Here is a 20,924-nt window from a genome sequence, read left to right as displayed (position 1 = left end):
GAATATTCAGGTATCCAACCCATGTCATTTTCTTCTCTCGCGTTAAGCGCCGATCTAATCCAAGCTCTGCCTAAAGCGATCACCGAGCCCACCGCTATTCAAACTTTGGTGATCCCAGCCATGTTAACGGGCAAAGATGTGTTGGCGTTGGCGAATACGGGAAGTGGTAAAACCTTGGCTTACGGTCTGCCTCTGCTTGAACGTTTAAAAACTAGCCCTGAGCAGCAAGCCTTAGTGTTGGTACCCACGCGTGAATTAGCCATGCAAGTGAGCGAAGTGCTCACTCAGGTTGGTACGCCGTTAGGACTGAACACGCTCTGCTTGTGCGGTGGGGTAGATAAGACTGAGCAGCAAAATGCGCTGGCTGAGAACCCGAATATTCTGGTGGCAACCACGGGGCGTTTGTTCGATTTAACCCAAAGTGGATTGAGGTTGAACCGCGTAACGACGTTGGTGTTAGACGAAGCCGATCGTCTGCTCGACATGGGCTTTTGGCCGCAAGTGCAAGCGTTAGCAAGCCAAACCGCCGGTGTGCGCCAAACCGTGATGTGTTCTGCGACCTTCTCTGATGATTTGAAACTTAAAACGCAGCAATTGATGCGTGTGCCAACCCAAGTCTCTGCTAATCCTGAAAACAGCATCAACCAAGCAGTGCAAGAAACGTTGTATTTGGTGAACAAAGGCAGTAAAACGCAAGCCTTGGTAGCCCTTTTAAAGCAGCACCAATGGCCGCAAGTGCTGGTGTTTATCGGCGCAAAAGAGAATGCCGATAGTTTGACTAAAAAACTCAACAAAGCGGGCATAGTGGCCACTGCGCTGCATGGTGATAAAAGCCAATCGGAACGTGAAGCGGCACTGGCAGAATTTAAAAACGGCTCAACCCAAGTGTTGATTGCCACCGATCTGCTCGCTCGCGGCATTCATATTGAGCAGCTTCCCGTTGTGATTAACTTTGAGTTGCCGATGCACGCAGAAACGTACGTGCACCGTGTAGGCCGCACCGCCAGAGCGGGGCAGCAAGGCATTGCGCTCTCGTTAGTGTGTCACGGAGAAATGGATGCACTGAATGCGATTCGTACCCTAACCCAACGTCAATTACCTGTGCAGAATCTAGATGGTTTCCCGGTTACCGATCAGCCATCGACCGGTGAAAGCAAACGTGCTCCGCGTGATAAACAGGCCAACCGTCGCACACAGAATAAAAAGAGCGTTAAGCAGTTTCAGGGAAAGACGCGGACGTAAGTCAATCGAGTAGGCAATATTGGTAGGGAATTGATATTAAAACTGCCTTCTTAGAAGGCAGTTTTTTACACATTAAACCTAAGCGGAGGTGTGATGCGCTCCTTCGAGCTGACGTAAAGCTTTTTGATAAGCGAGCCATGCTGCCCAACCAGCAATAATATTGCCGACTAACGCACCAATAAAAAGCCCCTCGATCCCGTAGAAATGGGCACCGAGCCACAAACAAGGTAAGTAAAAAGCAAATAAGCGCAGCGCTGAAATAGTCAGAGCCACGTAAGACTTCCCAAGCGCGTTAGCGACGGATACCATCAACATACAGATCCCGAGTGCGCCGAGGCTTATCGGGACAATCACTAAGTGTAAATTCAGTATTTGGCTCACTTCGGTTTCGCTGGTCATCAGCTCAGCTAACGGTGTGGCAAAAACATACGTCACCAGAGCGATCAGCAGTTGAAAACCTAACACAAATTGACAGGCGATCCGTACCAATTGCCGAATGTGGGTGATCTCTTTAGCCCCTAACATGCGACCAATCATAGGCGGCAGTGACATGGTCATAGCTAACACGGCCACTAAGGCGAAAAACTCAAAGCGTGAGCCAAGTGCCCATGCGGCGACGGCGGCAGTACCAAAACTTGCCAGTAATTTGGTGGCAAACATCGAAGAGAGCGGGGGTAACAGTTGGCTTAACATCGCCGGCCCCATGATATGGCCAAGCGCAGTGAGGCTTTGCGAGATATTGAGGTCTTGCCACTGATAACTCGTCCATTGGCGCTGGGCAACCTTAGGTGCGACGATAGCGATACCGACACCAAAAGCAATAATGGTCGCGATCGCTGCACCATCAATCCCAAGGTCGAAGGTAAAGATAAAAATCGGGTCGAGGATGAGGTTGAGCACACTGGTCACCATCATCAAAGTGCCTGGCAGTAGAGTATTGCCATTGGCGCGGCAGACACTGTAATAGAAGTAGAGCATAGCGCCTGTCCATGCACTGGCAAGCCACCAGAGCCAGTAGTGATCTATGATGGCAAAGACGGTTTCCGGTGCGCCGAGCAGGCCAAGCAAAGGTTGGCGTAATAGGTAAAGCACAAGGGCTATCAGCGCTACGCCAATACCACCGATAACGATCACCAAACCGCCTAACTGTTTAGCGTATTCGGTTTTTCCTGCACCGATGGCTCGAGAAATCACCGCTGTAGTGGCGATACCTAAACCGACTTGAATACCGATGATCACCATCTGAATCGGCATGGTAAAGCCTTGAGCTGCAAGAGGTAGAACCCCGAGCTGGCCGATAAAAGCGCTGTCAACTAGCTGAAAGCTCATCAGTGACAGGACGCCAAACAGCATAGGCCAAGTCATCTGAAATAACTGCTTGGCTAAAGAAGACGTTGAAGTTTGCATATACACTCGCACTTAATGGGGAGAATCCCCCTTATTTGTGGAGCCGCAGTGGTTACCTGAGTACACCTCAAGCATAGAGTGTTTCTATGCTCATAGGGATGAGCTCACTGACCGTCTACCTGCAACTCCAAGTCGTTTGGGCATAGACCTTATGTTGGGGTGAAATGGCTTTTCACAAGAAGGAAAGTGCAATTGTCACGGAAATGTTACGTTTTCATCAAGAGAGCTCGCGTTTAAAAAACTCGCCCCAAGCGATCTTGGGGCGAGTTTTTCTATCACTTACATACCCTTCTGACTTGAGGCTGTAATACCAAGCCGTTTGAGTCTACCCAGCGAGCGGATTAAACAGCTCTTGCGCTTTGTTTATACTCGGCGGAACTGTGCAACCAAGCTGGTTTGCTGGGCAAGGTTGTGTGCCAATTGACGACACTCATTTTGGGTGTTTTCGGCTAATCCTAGAGTTTCCGTTGAGACATCGCTGATGGATTGCACACTACGGTTCATATCTTCCGTTACATTGGCCATTTCTTCGATGGCGGTCGCGATTTGCTCATTACGCATCGTAATATCTGAAACTTGTGAGAGTAGAGCTGTCAGCTTGTCTCCTGATAAATGTGCGTTGTCTACACAAGATACAGAGAGCTTATTACCTTGCTCAATCGTCTCTACAGCATTGCGGGTACTGGTTTGAATTGAGGTGATGACTTCTTGGATCTCTTTCGTCGATTCGGTGCTGCGCTGAGCGAGTTTACGAACTTCATCGGCAACCACAGCAAAACCGCGTCCTTGATCGCCAGCACGCGCCGCTTCAATGGCCGCATTCAGTGCTAACAAGTTGGTTTGCTCAGCAATACTCTGAATCACTTCCATGACTTGACCAATCATCGCACTTTGTGAAGAGAGCTGCTCAATCACAGAAGACGCAGTTTTCATCTGGCTTGCCATTTCACCTATCGCATCGACGGTTTGCTCGACCGCATGCATCCCGTCTCGAGCGGCATTTTTTGCATGGACAGTGGCATCCGAGGCGGCTTGTGCATTGTGCGCAATCTCAGTGGCGGTGATATTCATCTGAGTGATCGCGGTGGCTAACTGCTCGGTCTCGCGAGTTTGAGCATCAAGATTATCTGCTGTCGTTGCACTGTTTTGGGACGACATTTTGGCTGCCTCACCAATTTGAATGCTGGAATCTTGAATACGACCTACTACTGCATTGAGTTCGGATTGGCGCATTTTCATCGCGAGTTGGATCTCAGATAAATCATCGACTCGACCGTTGTAAACCAGTTCCATCAGTGGGTTATCGAAGACTTTGCGCGCTTCTTGTGAAAGGGTTTCTAAGCGGCGAGTAAATTGATAGGCCATGAGGATGGTTAACACAAGCATCAATGGTAAACCTGCACCAGCGAAGAATCGATCCGCCGCAAAACTGACGCCTGCCGCTACGATAAAACCGAGCCCTAAACGCTGCCATAGGCGAGTGCGTGGCATTTTTAACTGCCAAGGTGTTTTGCCTGCTTTGATCTCTTTGTAGAGCTTATCCGCATTATCGACATGCTGCCGACTCGGACATAAACGAACCGACTGGTATTCCACTACCTTGCCATTTTCTTTAATCGGTGAAGCAAAGGCATCCACCCAATAATGGTCGCCATTTTTGCAGCGATTCTTCACCATTCCCATCCAAGATTTGCCCGCTTTGAGGTGTTCCCACATGTCTTTAAACGCTTCAGGCGGCATATCGGGGTGACGAACCATGTTATGTGGTTGGTTTACGAGCTCATCAAGCGTGTAACCGGCGACATCACAAAACTCTTTACTGGCGTATTTGATATGACTGCTGAGAGTGGTGGTCGAAAGAAGATTGAAGTGAGGTGGATAGGTGACTTCCTTTTGAGTAACAGGTTGGTTATTGCGCATAAAAGAGCTCCATTCAATAGTTCCTGTTGCGCCAAATGCTGTGCGTTGTGATTGTGATTATCGTTGTCTTTAACGTATAGGTGGGGTTATGTCGCGAAGCAAGTGAGGAAAGCGAAATTTTATGTGAAGAGAGGCAGAGTAAAAACTCTGCCTCTCTTCAAGTAGGTTTGGTATGCCTTAGGTTAACATTTAGACACAGCGCCCAGCTTCAGCCAAGTATCAATTACCGTGTCTGGGTTGAGAGAAACAGAGCTGATACCTTGTTCCATGAGCCACTGTGCAAGGTCATCGTGATCCGATGGCCCCTGACCACAAATACCCACGTATTTTCCAGCGCGCGTTGCCGCATCAATCGCCATTTTCAGCATGATTTTTACCGCAGGATTGCGTTCATCAAACAGATGAGCTACATCGCCAGAATCACGATCCAGTCCTAAAGTGAGCTGAGTCATATCGTTCGATCCGATGGAGAAACCATCAAAGAATTTCAAAAACTCATCGGCGAGAACTGCGTTGGAAGGCAGCTCGCACATCATGATCACTTTCAAACCTTGTTCGCCACGGCGTAAACCAAATTTCGCGAGCAGATCGATCACCGCTTCGGCTTCACCTGTGGTGCGCACAAATGGGATCATCACTTCGACGTTTTTCAACCCCATTTCATGGCGGACACGTTTGATGGCTTGCGTCTCCAGCTCAAAACAGTCTTCAAACACCGGAGAGATGTAACGCGATGCACCACGGAAACCAAGCATCGGGTTCTCTTCGTGGGGTTCGAACTCACTGCCGCCCAGTAAGTTGCTGTACTCATTCGATTTGAAATCGGACATACGCACAATCACGCGTTTTGGCCAGAATGCTGCCGCGATGGTGGCGATCCCTTCGGTCAGCTTGCTGACGTAGAAATCGATTGGGTCACGATAGCCGCGAATGCGATCAAGGATCTGCGTTTGCAATTCGGCACTTTGCGTATCGAAATTGAGCAGCGCTTTTGGGTGGATACCAATCATCTTATTGATGATGAACTCTAAGCGAGCCAGCCCCACGCCTTCGTTCGGGATCTGCGCGAAATCAAAGGCGCGATCGGGGTTACCTACGTTCATCATCACTTTGGTGGGCAGCATCGGCAGCTCATCTACTGAAGAGCGGCGCACCGCGAAATCCAACTGGCCTGCATACACATAACCGGTTTCCCCTTCTGCGCAGGAAACGGTGACTTGCGCGCCATCGCTCAGGCGACGCGTGGCATCACCACAACCGACAATCGCAGGAATTCCCAATTCACGAGCGATGATCGCCGCGTGACAAGTCCGTCCGCCACGGTTAGTAACAATCGCGGCTGCTTTCTTCATCACTGGTTCCCAATCGGGGTCCGTCATATCGGTGACGAGTACATCGCCTTGCTGCACGAGCGACATTTGATCCAGAGAATCGACCAAACGTACGGTACCGCTGCCAATGCGCTGACCAATCGCGCGGCCTTCGAGTAGCACAGAGGCCTTATGGCTCAGCTCATAGCGCTCAATCACGTTCTGTTCGCTCTGTGAACAGACGGTTTCTGGGCGAGCTTGAACTATGTAGAGCTTGCCGTCGATGCCATCTTTCGCCCACTCAATATCCATCGGACGTTGGTAGTGCTTTTCAATGATCAACGCTTGTTTAGCCAGCTCTTGGATTTCGGCATCGGTCAGTGAGAACTGGTTACGCTCGTGTGCGGAGGTATCGACGACTTCCACTTGCTTGCCAATCACTTGGCTGTTGGCGTAGATCATTTTGCTCAGCTTGGAGCCAAACGTCTTTTTGACAATCGCAGGATAGCCCGCTTCGAGCAGCGGCTTGTGCACGTAAAACTCATCTGGGTTAACCGCGCCTTGTACCACCATTTCACCTAAGCCCCAAGCTGCAGTGATAAATACCACTTTGTCGAAGCCAGATTCGGTATCGAGCGTAAACATCACGCCAGAGGCCGCTTTATCCGAACGTACCATGCGCTGAATGCCTGCCGAGAGCGCAATGCCGCGATGGTCGAAACCTTGGTGAACACGATAAGAAATAGCGCGATCGTTAAACAGTGAAGCGTATACATGCTTGGTCGCTTCCAGTACGGCATCAATGCCTTTGACGTTAAGAAACGTCTCTTGCTGACCCGCAAACGAGGCATCAGGCAAGTCCTCTGCAGTGGCGGATGAGCGCACCGCAACCGACAATTCGCTGTTGCCATCAATCAGTTGGTTGTAATTGGTGCGGATCTCTTGTTCCAGCTCGGCTGGGAAGGGGGCTTGTAAAATCCATTGACGAATCGTGGCACCGGTTTTACGCAGCGCGTCGACATCGTCAACATCCAACTCGTCGAGCAATTGGTGAATGCGTTCATCGAGTCCTTCAAAATCGAGGAATTGGTTGAAGGCATACGCGGTGGTGGCAAAGCCATTGGGCACGGAAACGCCAGCGTTGGCAAGGTTAGAAACCATTTCGCCGAGCGAGGCATTTTTCCCGCCGACTTTATCCACATCTTGCATGGATAGGCTATCAAACCAGAGGGTGTTCTTTTGCATGTCTTTCTCCAGAAACATTGCAGCTTGTAGGGTTGGCAATCGTTTGCTTCTCTTGGCAAAAAAATTCGCGAAGGAATTTTCAAAGCTGTGGGAGAGGCGCTGGAATGCCGGGTTTTATTATGCGTATTATGGTGCTTATCCTAATCAAAAATTTTTGAAAGATTAAATAGAAGATGCAAATGGAATCGCAACGCCGTGATGTGTTCTATGTTTCTGACGGAACGGCCATCACTTGTGAAACGTTGGGGCACGTTGTACTGGGTCAGTTTGCTGTGCAACCCAATGAAAAAACCTTTCCGTTTGTGGAAAGTGACGAAAAATTGAGTGAACTGCTCAAGCAGATCCAACGTTCTTATCAATTGCACGGGGTAAAACCTTTGGTGTTTTTCTCCATGGTGATCCCCGAAATGCGTACCCGTTTGCTGCAAGCGCCCGCGCATTTTTACGATGTGTTGGAGAGCATAGTGCAGCGGGTGAGTCTGGATATTGAGATGGAGCCTGCGCCTAAGTTGCAACGCTCGCGCAGTGTCGGCAAGGACTCGGACACCTATTTTGACCGGATCGCTGCCATTGAATACACCTTGGCACATGATGATGGCGTTTCGCTTAAAGACCTCGATCGCGCAGACATCATTTTGCTTGGCGTATCGCGCAGCGGAAAAACGCCCACCAGTTTGTACATGGCGATGCAGTTTGGCCTGCGCGTGGTGAACTACCCCTTTATCGCCGAAGATATGCATGCGATGCGCCTGTTGCCTGAGTTTGAGTTTCATCGTCATAAACTGTTTGGTCTTACCATCAATGCGGAGCGTTTGACTGAAATTCGCGAAAACCGCTTAGCCGGCAGCGAATACGCCAGCAACCAGCAGTGCCAACAGGAACTTGCCACCGTGGAAGCGCTATTTCGCCGAGAGGCGATTTCGTACATCAATACGTCCTCTTTGTCGGTGGAGGAAATTTCCACCCGGATCCTTGAACGAACAGGCTTAAAACGTCGTTTATTCTAATTTCTATTTTGATAAGGGAATTTTGAGAAGGGGCGCAAGCGCCCCTTCTCTTTTCCCAAATTATCGGCTTGGAAAAGTATTTTTTATGCGTACTCGCTTGGCTGCTCTGTACTCTCTTGCGTTGCCAACCTTGGTCTCGCGACTTCATCCACCAGATACAAGATGGATTGATAAGGAATGCCGCTGTGGTGTGATAAGCCGATTTCACACGTGCGGCTGTTACTAAACCCACGGCTGCAGTGCGCTGGCACTTGCTCTTTGAGCGAATGGACAGCGGCGGCATTCAGCTCAGGCGTAGTAAAGCCTTTGTCACCCGCCCAGCCACAGCACTGAATGTGCTCAGGCACAATCACCTCACTGGCGCAGGCTTTGGCCAGTTTCAGCATATCGCCTTCTAAGCCAAGGCGGCGCGAGCTGCAAGTGATATGCAGCATGATGGTTTCTTGCTTCGGCGCGAGTGTGAGGTGATCCAGTAAGTAACGACTTACCAACCCCGTTGGCTCCAGAATTTCCATCGGTTTGGTGAATTGCTCAATGCTGCGTTTGGCGCACGGGCTGGTGTCCATCAAGATCGGATAACGCCCTTCTTGGCTAGCTTGCCATAAAGCGTGTTCGAGCTGCTGGGCTTTGCTCTGCGCAATCTCAGTCATCCCTTTGCTGTCATAAGGCATACCGCAGCACTGGCTGCTGAGCTCTGCAGGCAAAATAACCTCAAAACCAGCTTTATTGAGCAGGGAGAGGGTGACTTCCGTCAGTGGGCGTTGATCGGTCGCGCTTGCTTGTTGCCCCATGTTGCGGCTGGCACAAGAGGGCAGGTAAACCACTTTTTTGTCACTGCGCGGCAGATTTTCGACAGCGAGTTCCAGCGAGTGAGTGTTTGCTTGCGGCATTTCCGGCATCCACAAAGGGGTTTTGCCTTTGCTGATCCGGCGCAGCCCATTAACCATGGAATCCACCGATTTCTCTCCGAGCACTTGGGTCGCCAGTTGGTTGGCTTTTAAGCCGCCGCGAGCGAGTGTGGTGGTCGCGCTAAAGTGCTCTGCTGTCCAACGCGCAATCGGGGTGAATTTTTGGTATTTGGCGATGCGCAGTTTTTTGACCAGATCGCCGGTATTGATGCCGACGGGGCAACGTTCGGCGCACAATCCAGTCGCGGCGCAGGTATCTAACCCTTGGTATTCAAACACTTGCTCTAGCTCGCTGGAAGCCACGTTTTCACCCGCTGCGCGGCGACGTTGCAATTCGCGGTACAACACAATGCGTTGGCGTGGTGACAAAGTGAGGGTGCGTGATGGGCAGACCGGCTCACAGAAACCACATTCGATACAGCGATCCACCAAGTTATCGGCCGCAGGCATAGGTTTGAGATTGCTGATGTGCGAATGCTTATCTTCGTTGATGATAACGCCGGGGTTAAGCAGGCGATTCGGATCAAAAAGCGCTTTGATTTTCTGCATCAAGGCGTAGCCCTCTTTACCCCATTCCAGCTCAACGTAAGGGGCCATGTTGCGTCCTGTACCGTGTTCGGCTTTCAGTGAGCCTTGGTATTTCACGGCGACCAGTTCGGCTACATCATCCATAAACGCGCCGTAACGTTCGATTTCACTTTGCTTATCAAAGCCTTGAGTGAACACAAAGTGCAGGTTGCCTTCAAGGGCGTGACCAAAGATGATCGCTTCGTTGTAGTGGTATTTATCAAACAGGGCTTGCAAATCACGCACGCCAGCCGCGAGTTTTTCTACCGGAAAGGCCACATCTTCAATGATGACCGTAGTACCCACTTCGCGCACGGCTCCCACCGCAGGGAACATGCCTTTACGAATACCCCATAAGGTCGCCACGGTTTTGCTCTCGGAAGTAAACGGAACCGATTCAATAATGTGGTAGCGTTGCAGCGCGCTCATCACTTGCTCACACTGAGCGTGTAAGGTTTGCGCGTCACTGGCGTGGGATTCAATCAGCAGCGCCGCGGCTTCTAAATCGAGCTTGGCGATAAATTCGGGCATGCCTTTTTTGTCGGCCACCGAGCGTAGCGCGCGTCCATCCATCATTTCTACCGCTGCCACTGGCGTTTTGGAAAGCGTGGTCACGGCTTGGCTGGCTTGTTCAATATCGGCAAACACCAGTAGCGTAGAGGCTTTGTGTGCGTGTTCAATCACGGTGTGATAGGTGATGTCGGCGATAAAGCCGAGTGTGCCTTCTGAGCCAATCATCAAATGGGTCAGCACTTCGATTGGGTCAGAGAAATCAACCAAGGCGTTCAGCGCATAACCTGTGGTGTTTTTTAGGCGGTATTTGTGGCGAATGCGTTCGGTGAGTTCAGAATTGGCAAGGGTCTCTTGGCACAGCGCGTGAATGCCTTCCACCAAGTCGGCTCGCTCTTGTTTAAAACGAGCCACGCTCTCTGGATCGCGTGTATCGAGCACATAACCATCGGCAAACACAATTTGCATGCCATCAACGGTGCGATACGAGTTTTGCGCCGTACCGCAGCACATGCCGCTGGCGTTATTGGCGGCAATGCCACCGATTTTACAGGTGTTGATGGAGGCGGGATCGGGGCCGATTTTGCGCTGAAACGGGGCAAGGTACTTGTTGGCATCGGCGCCAATCACGCCCGGTTGCAGGCGAATTTTCAAACCTTGGTTTTGCACTTCATGCCCGCGCCAATCGTCGGTTAAGGTGATGAGTACCGAGTCGGAAACGGCTTGACCCGATAAGCTGGTGCCTGCCGCGCGAAAAGTAAAATGGATACCCAGTTGGCCGCAACTCTGAATAGCAAAAATCACTTCATCGAGTGATTTGAGGCGTAACACGATCTTGGGGATCAACCGATAAAAGCTGGCATCGGTACCGTAGGCGAGCCGTTTCGCTTCTTGAGTAATGATGCGCTGCGGATCAATTCGGCTCGCTAAAATTTGTTCGAGCTGCTGATAGAGACGATCGGCGATCGGTGGGGTCATATTGTGCTTCCTCGTGTGTTCCCTCTATTCACTTTTTACCTGAAGTTGCAGGGGTGGGCTGCAACTTCAAGTCGTTTAAGGTTAGAGGGTATTTTTATTATCTTTTGACTAATGAATCGCGTGACAGTTCGGCAATGCTCTTTGCGCCTGTCAGTGTCATGGCAACCCGCATCTCTTTTTCATACAGTTCGAGCAGGTTTTCTACCCCAGTTCGCCCTTGCGCTGCCAGAGCGTAGATAAATGAGCGGCCGAGCATGGTGCAATCTGCGCCGAGTGCCAGCATGCGTACCACGTCTAGACCAGTGCGGATACCCGAATCGACCAGAATTTTCAGGTCGCCTTTCACCGCATCGGCAATCGCGGGTAGCGCTTGCACGGTAGAAAGCACGCCATCTAACTGACGGCCCCCGTGGTTAGACACCACAATGCCGTCTGCGCCGAAACGCACCGCGTCTTTCGCATCTTCCGTATCCAAAATGCCTTTGATGATCATTGGGCCGTCCCAGAAATCACGGATCCACTCTAAGTCTTTCCATGAAATGGAAGGGTCAAAGTTCGCGCCCAGCCAGCCGATGTAGTCTTCCAATTTGGTCGGTGAGCCACGATATTTGGAGATGTTGCCCAAATCATGCGGCTTACCAAGCAAACCCACATCCCAAGCCCAGCTCGGGTGTGCCATGGCTTGCAATACACGGCGCATCGCAGCGTTAGGGCCGCTCATGCCGGAATGCATATCGCGATAACGTGCGCCCGGGACAGGCATATCCACGGTGAACACGAGGTTTTTCACGCCTGCGGCTTTGGCACGTTCCAACACGTTTTTCATAAAGCCGCGATCTTTTAAAACGTAAAGCTGGAACCAGATTGGACGATGAATCGAAGGCGCCACTTCTTCAATCGGGCAGACCGAAACCGTGGAAAGAGTAAAAGGAATGCCTTTCGCTTCTGCGGCTTGCGCGGCTTGCACTTCGCCGCGGCGGGCGTACATACCGGTTAAACCCACAGGAGAAAGGGCGATCGGCAGCGCCATTTTTTCGCCAAACAGCTCGGTTTCTAAACTCAGCTCAGACATATCACTCAGCACGCGCTGGCGCAGGGCAATGTCGGCCAGATCATCGGTATTGCGTCTGAGCGTGTGTTCTCCATACGAGCCGCCATCGATGTAGTGGAACAAAAAGGGCGGGAGTTTGGCTTTGGCTGCAGCGCGGTAATCGGTCGAAGCGGAAATGATCATAATGCAATCCTATTCTGGGCCTATTCTGTGAATGTTTCTTTTTTGCTCAAGCTCATACACGAGGTGCAAGGTGAGTTTGAGCGATGAGAGCGAGATGCTCGCTCTCGGTATTGATTAAAACGGTCTAGCGGGTAGTTAGTGCATCCGTCATATTGAAACCGTAAATCACGGCCATTCCGATGATGCCTGTCAAAACAAGATAGTAGAGGGTTGGCAATACGGTTTTGCGCAGTGTCGCACCTTCACGACCCAGTAGGCCAACCGTCGCGGATGCCGCCACCACGTTGTGGATGGCAATCATGTTACCGGCGGCTGCACCAACAGCTTGCAGAGCGATGATTACCACGCTAGAGATGGTCAGCGTTTGTGCCACTTCAAATTGGAATTGGCTGAACATCATGTTGGAGACTGTGTTAGAGCCGGCAATGAAAGCCCCCAGTGCACCGACGGTCGCACTTAGCATTGGGAAAGCGTCACCCACCAAGCCTGCAGCAAAGTTGGCAGTAGTCACTGGCATACTGGCTAAATCTGCGCCGTTAACTCCAGAGTTAATGAAAATCCGCACCATCGGGATGGTAAACACCAGTACAAAGCCTGCGCCAATCAAGGTTTTGGTCGATTCACCAAACGCTTTGCCCATCGGCGCTAAGCTGCGAGCTTGAGTGAGAACCGCAATCAAGGCCACAAACACCAGAATGCCACCAGGTAGATAAAGCGGCTCAATGGCAGTGCTGATGCCGGTTTCACCTAAAATATGGCTAAAGGAAACCTTGATACCCAGTAGCAACGCTTTGAAATCCGCACTCACACGGCTAGCGACGAGAATCACCGCGAGCAGCACATAAGGTGCCCATGCGAGAGCAAGGCTCATCGGCTTGGCTTTGACGTCATCCAGATCCATTTTCAGCGAGCCTAACCATTCCGCAGGCCATTCGTTTTCAGGACGAAAATCCCATTGGGTTTTGGGTACCAAGAAGCCTTTTTTCGCCGCCGTTACCACAATCGCAAGGCCAACGAGACCGCCCATGAGTGAGGGAAACTCAGGGCCGAGGAACACGCCGGTCAGCGCGTAAGGAACAGTAAAGGCAAGGCCTGAAAAAATCGCGAAAGGCAGAATGTCCAAACCTTCCGTCCAACTGCGGTTTTTACCGAAGAAACGGGTCAACATCATCGCCATCAAAATGGGCATCAGTGTGCCGACTGAAGCGTGGATCAGCGCCACACTGGTGGTGATTTGCTGCAGATACACATCCCAGTTTGAACCGTTAGCCAGCAGCGCTTCCGTGATATTGTGGGTGTCCAGACCTTTGTTGACGCCAACAATGATTGGCGTACCAACCGCACCAAATGAAACGGGCGTCGATTGGATCATCATACCCATTAACACCGCTGCAAGGGCGGGGAAACCAATCGCAACCAGCAGTGGGGCGGCAATCGCCGCAGGCGTTCCGAAGCCAGAAGCCCCTTCAATAAAGGAGCCAAAACACCAAGCGATGATGATGGCCTGCACGCGGCGATCCGGTGAAATGTTGGTAAAGCCGTTACGAATCGTGGTAATCGCACCTGTGTATTTGAGCGTGTTGAGCAGGAAAATCGCACCAAACACAATCCATAACACAGAGACCGTGATGCCCAAACCTTGCAATACGGAGGCGATCACGCGGTTAGCCGACATATCCCAAAATATCAGGGCAATCGCAACGGTAAGGGCGAAAGCTACGGGCATGGCTTTCTTGGCTGGCCAGTTGAGGCCGACCAGTAAAATAGCGGCCACCACTATGGGTGAAAAGGCCACCAATGCAAGCAATGTTTCATTCATGGAGTACTTCCTCGTCCTTGAACTCTCCATCAATCGGGATGAGCTAACGCGCACAGAATGTAGGGTACGGCTAACCAGTAAGAGTTCGGTTGTTGATTTTTTATAGTTGTGATGGGGTTGTTAAGTTGGCGTGAATTTACTGCTTTATTTTTTGTGGATATAGGGAAATAATGAAATTCATTATTTCCAAAAATAACAAAATCAGATGCGTGCCGATGACTTAATTTTGTTTTATCAAGTGATTGAATTGGGGAGTTTCAGTAAGGTTGCAGAGCAAAATGGCCTTACAAATTCGGTGGTTAGCAAAAGATTGGCGCGATTGGAAGAGGAACTTGGCGTGCAGCTATTGTATCGAACAACGCGTAAATTGACCTTGACTGAGGCAGGCAAGGCACTGTTGCACGGTGCTAAAAATGTGAAGCAAGCCACTCAAGAAGCGCTGGACGCGGTGGTGGGATTTGGCGAAAACGTCAGCGGTCACATCAAAATGTCGGTGCCGACCATCTCGGGTGACTTGATTTTAGCTGATGCGGTCGCTGAGTTTTGTAACCTGCATCCGGGGCTGACGGTGGATATGTCGCTGGATAATCGCTTCGTAGATCTTGTTGAAGGCGGCTATGACTTGGTGATCCGCACCGGTTATTTGGAAGATTCGAGTTTGATTGCGCGGCATATTTTGGACTCGCAGTGGGTAGTGTGCGCGTCTCCCGCTTACATTGCCCGCAACGGTAAGCCACTCAAGCCAGAAGATTTAGCTAGACACAACTGCTTGCAATACGCCTATCAAACCACGGGGGCGACCGATTGGGAATTTAAAGGGGCAAAAGGCAACTACATAGTTAAAGTATCCGGCACCTTTTCGACCGATAACGCCACCGCACTGCGCAAAGCCGCGCTTGGTGGGCATGGCATTGCTTATGTACCGCGCTGTTTGGTGTATCACGATTTTCGTAATGGCGAATTGGTGGATGTGTTTCCAGAACAGGTCGGCAAAAAACTTGGTATCTACGCAGTTTATCCATTCACGCGCCAACCGCCCAACAAAGTGCGTTTGTTGATTGAGCACATACGTGCCCGTTATTTAGCGATATCACATTATTTTTAAAAGATAAAAGACTCACTCATCAAGGCCGCTTCCTATGAGGATTATCACTTCTTAGGCATTTCCCGTAAAAAAGGCGTGGTAACAAATTGCGCATATTTTCAATCCTAAGTCTATCCTTTTGAATAACGTGTAAACGAATGAAGGATACCTCAAATGCGTCATGGACTAAGCAAATGGCTTTGGATTCCGCTTTTATCATTATCGGCGGCTTTTTCTGTTAAGGCTGACACTTTGATACTGACCTCGCTAGATTGGCCGCCCTACTCAGGTGATGGGTTGGCTGAAAAAGGCGCGTCGATTGCGGTGGTTAAAGCGGCCGTTGAAGCGATGGGCCATGAGTTGGTGGTTGAGTTTTATCCTTGGTCACGAGCAGTGCATCTGGCTAAAGGTGAAGCCAAGTATTCCGGTTATTTTCCTGAGTACTTTTTTGAAGACAACAGCTTATTGTTCTCCGATTCTATCGGCAAAGGCCCATTAGGTTTTGCGGAAAATGTGGCCAATCCTATTCAATGGTCCGTGCTTGAGGATCTCAAGCCGCACACCATTGGTGTCGTTCGTGACTACATCAATACCCCTGAACTTGATTCAATGATCGCCCAAGGGCAATTACTCTCTTCTGCGGTTAACAGCGATGTTCAAAACTTACAGAAAGTGGCCAAAGGCCGCGTGCCTCTCGCGGTCATTGATAGCAACGTATTTAACTACCTTAAGAATAATGATCCCAGCTTGGCGGCAGATAAAGACCAGCTACAGATGAATAAGCAGTTATTGGTTGAAAAAGATCTGCACATCGCATTTCGCAACGACGCACAGGGTCAGAAATGGCAAGCCATCGTTAATGAAGGTTTGAAAAAGATCGACATCGAAAAAATTATGAATAGCTACCTGTCAAAGTAGCAGAATCACAATGTCAGATTGGGAAAAATAACTTGGGAGAATAGGAACCTACCATGCCACTTTACTTGCCTGTGAAGTGCGTGCTGGTGAAGAGGGTTTCTCTTGAGCCTTCTGGTTTAATGGAGGTCACATGTTTAGAAGTATTAAAGTCGCCTCAATTGTGCAGATTGTGTTTGCGGTGTGTGCAGTTTTGCTGGCATTAACGGTATTTGAGTACAAAAAAGCACTCAATACTTTTACCAATGATCTCAATCTGACGGTCAGTAACACCTTAACGCGGTTGCAAGTCAATTTGCCTAAACCGCTATGGGATTTTGACTTAGAGACAGTGAAATCGGCGATCAGCGCGGAGTTGAAAACGCCGGAAATCTCGTCGATCAAAATTACCGATACTACGGGTAAGGCCATTTTGTATCTGACCCTAGATCAGGCAACAGACGATAAAGGATTACGCAAAACGATCGCAGTGGAAAACGAAGGCGCATTGGCCGAGTTAGCTTCTGTGAGCGGAGAGTTAGAGTTTGTTGAATATGGTAAGAAGAACCCGCTCGGCTCGATTGAAATTCGCTATTCCGATGAGTTTATGCATCAGCAATTGGCTGAGTATGTGTCTTTTAATCTGCTCAAAGTATTGATTTTAGCGATTCTTATCCCTTGTATGCTGTTTATTATCCTGAACTTTTCAGTGTTGAAACCACTGAATGAGTTGGGTGATAAAACCCGTACTCTATCCAGTGGGGATGCAGACCTCACCCATCAGTTACCCGTTCCTAAATACAAAGAATTTCAAGCTGTGACTCAAGGCATTAATCAGTTCACGACCACGCTGCGCACCATAGTCGTGGAAGTGAATGATGCTTCTTCTGAACTGCGCTTACAAGCCCAGCAAAGCCGAGAAAAGGCGGAAGAAAACGTTGCACAAATTGACCAGCAAAAACATCAGTTGGAAACCATCGCTGCAGCCGCCACAGAACTGAACCACTCGGTCGCAACCGTCGCACAAACTGTGAATGAAACGGCTGAACAAGCGCTGAATGCGACACGGTTAACCGATAATGTTGTTCATGAAATTGGTTCAGCGACGTCCGATATCTCCAACATGTGTAATGAAATGGTACGAGTCAATCAAGAGATGAGCAAACTGCTGATTGAAGGGGAGAAAATCACCACAGTACTGAATGTGATTAATGATATTTCAGAGCAGACGAACTTACTGGCCTTAAACGCGGCGATTGAGGCAGCACGTGCTGGTGAACAAGGACGCGGATTTGCGGTGGTTGCCGACGAAGTGCGAAATCTAGCCGTGAAGACCAGCCAATCCACAGAGCAAATTAAAGCCAATATCACCAATTTGAACCGTGCAACTAATACGGTGGAAGAAGAGTTAACGCGGATGACCGGACTACTGGAAAAAACAGCAGAGAAGGTTAGCCATTCGCAGTCATCGATTCGAAATGTGAAATCGTCAGTGGAAATGATTTCTGAACGAAGCGATCAAATCCATCAATCAGCCGCAGAGCAGAGAACCGCAATTGAAGAGATTAGCCTTGCAATTGTTGAAGCCTCAGAGGCGGCCAACAGTGTTTATGACCGCGCTGCTCAAAACGCGGAAGGAACAAAACGAGTCAGCGCAATCAGCGCATTAATTGCCGAACACATGGCGAAGTTTAGAACTTAGGTCAATAACGGGAGTGTTTATGATGAAATCCATTGCTACTTTAATCAGTGTTGTATTGTGTAGTTTTTCCGCTTGGGCTCAAACCATTACTGCAGCGCAAGATCCATGGCCACCTTTTGTGATGGAGAATGCGCAGCAAAAAGGGCTTTCGGTGGACATTGTGACCGCCGCGTTTGCTACTCAAGGCTATACGGTGGAGTTTACTATCATGCCTTGGTCGCGGGCGCTGAATGATGTTAAAGAAGGGAAAATCGATATTCTACCCGCGACATGGTTTACCCAAGAGAGAACTGCCTATCTCACTTACTCCGATAACTATCTGACTAACCAAGTGAAGTTTATTAAGAAAGCCGGAGATAACTTTGAATTTGCTGGACTGGCCAGTTTAAACGGTAAGAAAGTTGGGATTGTTCGTGGTTATGGGTATGGCGATGAGTTTATGAATGATCCCTCGTTTTTCCGTCCAGAATCTACTGACCTCAAACAAAATTTACAGAAACTGCAAGCTGGACGGATTGATCTTGCTGTCGAAGATGAGCTGGTGGCCAAATCGATCATTACCGAAGCTGGTATGAATTTGGCGGATTTTGCCTTCACCAACCAAGCGATTTCGGAAAACCCACTGCATGTGACTTCCGGTAAAGCCAATCCACGTTCAGAAGAGCTGGTGGCTGCGTTTAATAAAGGGTTAGCGGAAATTAAAGCCAATGGCACATTTGATAAACTGTTAGCCGATTACGGTATCAAATAGCACCTTATCTCTGTTTAACTGCAGCAACAAAGAATAAAAAACTCGCTCAACTTGAGCGAGTTTTTGTTGTCGGCGGCCAAACCGAAAAGGCAGCTATGCCATGGTGAAATCCGTATAATCTTCATTCACTAATAAGTGTAGACGTCATTCGTGAAGTTAATATGAATCATGCTGCATTTTCTTCCAGAATGTCGAAAGAAGCAGCGATCAGTTTTTTGGTGTATTCATGTTGTGGATTATGGAAGATGGATTCCGCACTGCCTTGTTCCATCACTTGCCCTTTTTGCATTACCAACACGCGATCCGATAACGCTTTTACCACGGCAAGATCGTGGCTGATGAACAGATAGCCGATGTTGCGTCGTTTTTGAATCTCTTTTAGCAGTTCAATGACCGTCAGTTGTACGGAGCGATCCAGCGCTGAAGTGGGCTCATCCAATAAAATAAAGGAAGGTTCCAGAATTAGCGCCCGAGCAATCGCAATCCGCTGACGTTGACCACCGGAGAACTCATGTGGGTAACGATTAATCGAATTCGGATCTAATCGCACTTCTTCGAGCGCTCGTCTCGCCCGTTGCATACGTTCCAACTTACTGATGTGAGGTTGGTGAACCAAAAGCCCTTCAGTGATGATTTCGCCAACGGTCATACGTGGAGAAAGCGAGCCATAAGGGTCTTGAAACACCATCTGAATGTCTTTCTTCAGGGCTAAGCGCTGTTTCTCGCTCAAAGCGCGAAAGTCTTGCCCTTTGAAGGCAATCTGACCCGTGGAAGGCAGTAAACCAATCAAAGCTCGCCCTAATGTGGATTTTCCGCTGCCAGATTCGCCTACGATACCGAGAGTTTCACCTTGCTTGAGTTCAAGAGAAATCCCTTTCACTGCTTCAAAGTACTGATTACGACGACTGATAAAGTACGGTTTAACCAGAAACTTGACTCGAATATCTTCGGCTTTGAGCAGTGGTGCTGCATCGACAGCAACTGGGTCTTTACTGCCTTTGGGTATCGAGTTAATCAGCATGCGTGTGTAATCATGCTCAGGTTGCAGGAAAAGCTGTTCAGTAGAGCCTTGCTCTACCACATCCCCTTTACACATTACCAGCACGCGGTCGGCAACAAATTTCACCACACCTAAATCGTGGGTGATAAACAAAATCGCCATGCCCATATTGGCTTGGATCTCTTTGATGAGTCGGAGCACTTCGGCTTGAACTGTGACATCGAGCGCCGTGGTCGGTTCATCGGCGATCAAAATATCCGGCTCATTGATCAGTGCCATCGCAATCATAATGCGCTGTAACTGACCGCCGGAAAACTCATGCGGGAATTTTTGGTAAGCGCCTTTGGGGTCGGGCAGATGAACGAGCTGAAACAGCTCCAAGACTCGCTGTTTCGCTTGATTCTGGCTGACATTACGGTGGCAACGAATAGCTTCAGCAACTTGAACGCCAACACGCATATAGGGATTGAGTGAAGTCATCGGCTCTTGGAAGATCATGCCAATCCGATCCCCACGGATGCGGCGCATCTGCGTGTCCGTTTTATTGAGCAGCTCTTCACCTTCAAACATGATGCTCGATTCTGGATGGATCCGCGCGTTTTTAGGCAGCAGTTGCATCAAGGCGTTGGTCGAAACCGATTTACCACTACCTGACTCACCGACAATCGCAAGGGTTTCTCCGGGGCGTATATCAAAGCTGACGTTTTTCACCGCATCGACAACACCATCATTGGTGGTAAAGCTCACGCTTAAATTACGAACTTGCAAAAGTGGATTGGGTGACATTGTATTTCCTTATTCAATTCATCACGGGAGATGCGGTGGGTAAAGCCATGCTGCTTCTTAACTGGTTAAAGTAGAAGTGTGCTTTCTCCACTTGTTGATATTCCAACTGCCATTCGGCACTGCGCTGCGCGTAGCAAAAGGCATTGATATGGCGCAGCAGATATTCGCTCACTTGGCATAGGGTGGTATTAAGGCGGCGCATCAAGTCAATTTCTTCAATCGATAGAAATTGCAACAGAGCATAGGCTTGATTGAGGGCATCAAACGCGCGTTGATACTGGCCGATGTTGTTGAAAATTTCAGACTGCGCAATAGCGGCATCACGCAGACCAGTGATCAAACACGCCATCTGGCATGGTTTCGTCTGCTCATCATGTGCGGCACTGTGAATATGTTGCGGCATGTAGTGTAGAACATCTTCTAACAAGTAATGGGCTTGCGACCAGTGTCCTTGCTTGAGTAACTGTTCAGCCTGCAAAAAACTGTTCCAACACTGCTGTAATTCCATGGTCCATTCTCCCCGCCAAGAAAGGGATATTTAAATGCAATTTATTCTCAAA

The 20,924-nt window shown here is 49.4% G+C and carries 15 protein-coding genes; 7 read left to right on the top strand and 8 right to left on the bottom strand.

The window, feature by feature from the left end:
• Positions 1 to 21 precede the first annotated feature (21 nt).
• Positions 22 to 1,242 (top strand): DEAD/DEAH box helicase, encoded by a 1,221-nt coding sequence (locus T411_RS0102865; RefSeq protein WP_000010681.1) that lies wholly within the window; start codon positions 22 to 24, stop codon positions 1,240 to 1,242.
• A gap of 78 nt (positions 1,243 to 1,320) precedes the next feature.
• Here the strand turns inward: T411_RS0102865 and T411_RS0102860 are convergent, their stop codons facing one another.
• The 3 genes from T411_RS0102860 to ppsA form a co-directional block, all read right to left on the bottom strand.
• Entirely contained in the window at positions 1,321 to 2,649 is a 1,329-nt protein-coding gene (locus T411_RS0102860) for an MATE family efflux transporter (protein ID WP_001195072.1), read from the bottom strand.
• A 363-nt stretch (positions 2,650 to 3,012) separates the two neighbouring features.
• A complete protein-coding gene (locus tag T411_RS0102855; protein ID WP_001245617.1) occupies positions 3,013 to 4,569 on the bottom strand; it encodes a methyl-accepting chemotaxis protein in 1,557 nt (518 codons plus the stop codon).
• Positions 4,570 to 4,751: 182 nt separating this feature from the next.
• Complete coding sequence (ppsA, locus tag T411_RS0102850) at positions 4,752 to 7,124, bottom strand: phosphoenolpyruvate synthase (RefSeq protein WP_001171507.1); 2,373 nt, start codon at positions 7,122 to 7,124, stop codon at positions 4,752 to 4,754.
• Positions 7,125 to 7,297: 173 nt separating this feature from the next.
• On the opposite strand from ppsA, the gene ppsR reads away from it, so the two are divergent.
• The gene (gene ppsR / locus T411_RS0102840) at positions 7,298 to 8,131 is read left to right on the top strand and encodes a posphoenolpyruvate synthetase regulatory kinase/phosphorylase PpsR (RefSeq protein WP_001177874.1); all 834 of its coding nucleotides are present in this window, start codon (positions 7,298 to 7,300) and stop codon (positions 8,129 to 8,131) included.
• A gap of 83 nt (positions 8,132 to 8,214) precedes the next feature.
• On the opposite strand, the gene T411_RS0102835 is transcribed toward ppsR, so the two are convergent.
• The 3 genes from T411_RS0102835 to T411_RS0102825 all read right to left on the bottom strand — a co-directional run bounded on the left by T411_RS0102835 (position 8,215) and on the right by T411_RS0102825 (position 14,147).
• Complete coding sequence (locus T411_RS0102835) at positions 8,215 to 11,094, bottom strand: FAD-binding and (Fe-S)-binding domain-containing protein (RefSeq protein ID WP_000188686.1); 2,880 nt, start codon at positions 11,092 to 11,094, stop codon at positions 8,215 to 8,217.
• 97 nt (positions 11,095 to 11,191) lie between these two features.
• Positions 11,192 to 12,328, bottom strand: coding sequence for an FMN-dependent L-lactate dehydrogenase LldD (gene lldD, locus T411_RS0102830; protein ID WP_000587014.1), 1,137 nt, complete (start codon positions 12,326 to 12,328; stop codon positions 11,192 to 11,194).
• A gap of 124 nt (positions 12,329 to 12,452) precedes the next feature.
• Entirely contained in the window at positions 12,453 to 14,147 is a 1,695-nt protein-coding gene (locus T411_RS0102825) for an L-lactate permease (RefSeq protein ID WP_001006174.1), read from the bottom strand.
• Here T411_RS0102825 and T411_RS1000000120990 point away from each other — a divergent pair.
• The 5 genes from T411_RS1000000120990 to T411_RS0102805 all read left to right on the top strand — a co-directional run bounded on the left by T411_RS1000000120990 (position 14,107) and on the right by T411_RS0102805 (position 18,578).
• Complete coding sequence (locus tag T411_RS1000000120990; protein ID WP_001895144.1) at positions 14,107 to 14,253, top strand: hypothetical protein; 147 nt, start codon at positions 14,107 to 14,109, stop codon at positions 14,251 to 14,253. The two genes, T411_RS0102825 and T411_RS1000000120990, sit on opposite strands and share 41 nt — an antisense overlap.
• A 99-nt stretch (positions 14,254 to 14,352) precedes the next feature.
• Positions 14,353 to 15,252, top strand: coding sequence for a LysR family transcriptional regulator (locus tag T411_RS0102820; RefSeq protein WP_001200834.1), 900 nt, complete (start codon positions 14,353 to 14,355; stop codon positions 15,250 to 15,252).
• 153 nt (positions 15,253 to 15,405) lie between these two features.
• Positions 15,406 to 16,149 carry a substrate-binding periplasmic protein gene (locus tag T411_RS0102815; protein ID WP_001215767.1) on the top strand — a complete coding sequence of 248 codons (744 nt, stop codon included), beginning with the start codon at positions 15,406 to 15,408 and terminating at the stop codon, positions 16,147 to 16,149.
• A gap of 130 nt (positions 16,150 to 16,279) precedes the next feature.
• Positions 16,280 to 17,827 carry a methyl-accepting chemotaxis protein gene (locus T411_RS1000000121525; RefSeq protein WP_000490053.1) on the top strand — a complete coding sequence of 516 codons (1,548 nt, stop codon included), beginning with the start codon at positions 16,280 to 16,282 and terminating at the stop codon, positions 17,825 to 17,827.
• A 19-nt stretch (positions 17,828 to 17,846) separates the two neighbouring features.
• Positions 17,847 to 18,578, top strand: a complete 732-nt coding sequence (locus T411_RS0102805) for a transporter substrate-binding domain-containing protein (protein WP_000978021.1) — start codon at positions 17,847 to 17,849, stop codon at positions 18,576 to 18,578.
• A 166-nt stretch (positions 18,579 to 18,744) separates the two neighbouring features.
• On the opposite strand, the gene T411_RS0102800 is transcribed toward T411_RS0102805, so the two are convergent.
• Both T411_RS0102800 and T411_RS0102795 read right to left on the bottom strand, forming a co-directional pair.
• Positions 18,745 to 20,364 carry an ABC transporter ATP-binding protein gene (locus tag T411_RS0102800; RefSeq protein WP_000074814.1) on the bottom strand — a complete coding sequence of 540 codons (1,620 nt, stop codon included), beginning with the start codon at positions 20,362 to 20,364 and terminating at the stop codon, positions 18,745 to 18,747.
• A gap of 13 nt (positions 20,365 to 20,377) precedes the next feature.
• Positions 20,378 to 20,872 (bottom strand): hypothetical protein, encoded by a 495-nt coding sequence (locus T411_RS0102795; RefSeq protein ID WP_000422923.1) that lies wholly within the window; start codon positions 20,870 to 20,872, stop codon positions 20,378 to 20,380.
• Positions 20,873 to 20,924: the final 52 nt, after the last annotated feature.

This window comes from Vibrio cholerae ATCC 14035, assembly GCF_000621645.1.
Taxonomy (GTDB): domain Bacteria; phylum Pseudomonadota; class Gammaproteobacteria; order Enterobacterales; family Vibrionaceae; genus Vibrio; species Vibrio cholerae.
The sequence above is the reverse complement of the archived record's forward strand: the minus strand, read 5'-3'. Positions and strand labels throughout refer to the sequence as shown.

Excerpts from the sequence above, each read along its gene's own strand:
- ppsR (WP_001177874.1), top strand. The coding sequence starts at position 7,298 with ATGCAAATGGAATCGCAACGCCGTGATGTGTTCTATGTTTCTGACGGA.
- ppsA (WP_001171507.1), bottom strand. The coding sequence starts at position 7,124 with ATGCAAAAGAACACCCTCTGGTTTGATAGCCTATCCATGCAAGATGTG.
- T411_RS0102800 (WP_000074814.1), bottom strand. The coding sequence starts at position 20,364 with ATGTCACCCAATCCACTTTTGCAAGTTCGTAATTTAAGCGTGAGCTTT.
- lldD (WP_000587014.1), bottom strand. The coding sequence starts at position 12,328 with ATGATCATTTCCGCTTCGACCGATTACCGCGCTGCAGCCAAAGCCAAA.
- T411_RS1000000120990 (WP_001895144.1), top strand. The coding sequence starts at position 14,107 with ATGGGTGAAAAGGCCACCAATGCAAGCAATGTTTCATTCATGGAGTAC.
- T411_RS0102805 (WP_000978021.1), top strand. The coding sequence starts at position 17,847 with ATGATGAAATCCATTGCTACTTTAATCAGTGTTGTATTGTGTAGTTTT.
- T411_RS1000000121525 (WP_000490053.1), top strand. The coding sequence starts at position 16,280 with ATGTTTAGAAGTATTAAAGTCGCCTCAATTGTGCAGATTGTGTTTGCG.
- T411_RS0102835 (WP_000188686.1), bottom strand. The coding sequence starts at position 11,094 with ATGACCCCACCGATCGCCGATCGTCTCTATCAGCAGCTCGAACAAATT.
- T411_RS0102865 (WP_000010681.1), top strand. The coding sequence starts at position 22 with ATGTCATTTTCTTCTCTCGCGTTAAGCGCCGATCTAATCCAAGCTCTG.
- T411_RS0102795 (WP_000422923.1), bottom strand. The coding sequence starts at position 20,872 with ATGGAATTACAGCAGTGTTGGAACAGTTTTTTGCAGGCTGAACAGTTA.
- T411_RS0102825 (WP_001006174.1), bottom strand. The coding sequence starts at position 14,147 with ATGAATGAAACATTGCTTGCATTGGTGGCCTTTTCACCCATAGTGGTG.
- T411_RS0102860 (WP_001195072.1), bottom strand. The coding sequence starts at position 2,649 with ATGCAAACTTCAACGTCTTCTTTAGCCAAGCAGTTATTTCAGATGACT.
- T411_RS0102855 (WP_001245617.1), bottom strand. The coding sequence starts at position 4,569 with ATGCGCAATAACCAACCTGTTACTCAAAAGGAAGTCACCTATCCACCT.
- T411_RS0102820 (WP_001200834.1), top strand. The coding sequence starts at position 14,353 with ATGCGTGCCGATGACTTAATTTTGTTTTATCAAGTGATTGAATTGGGG.
- T411_RS0102815 (WP_001215767.1), top strand. The coding sequence starts at position 15,406 with ATGCGTCATGGACTAAGCAAATGGCTTTGGATTCCGCTTTTATCATTA.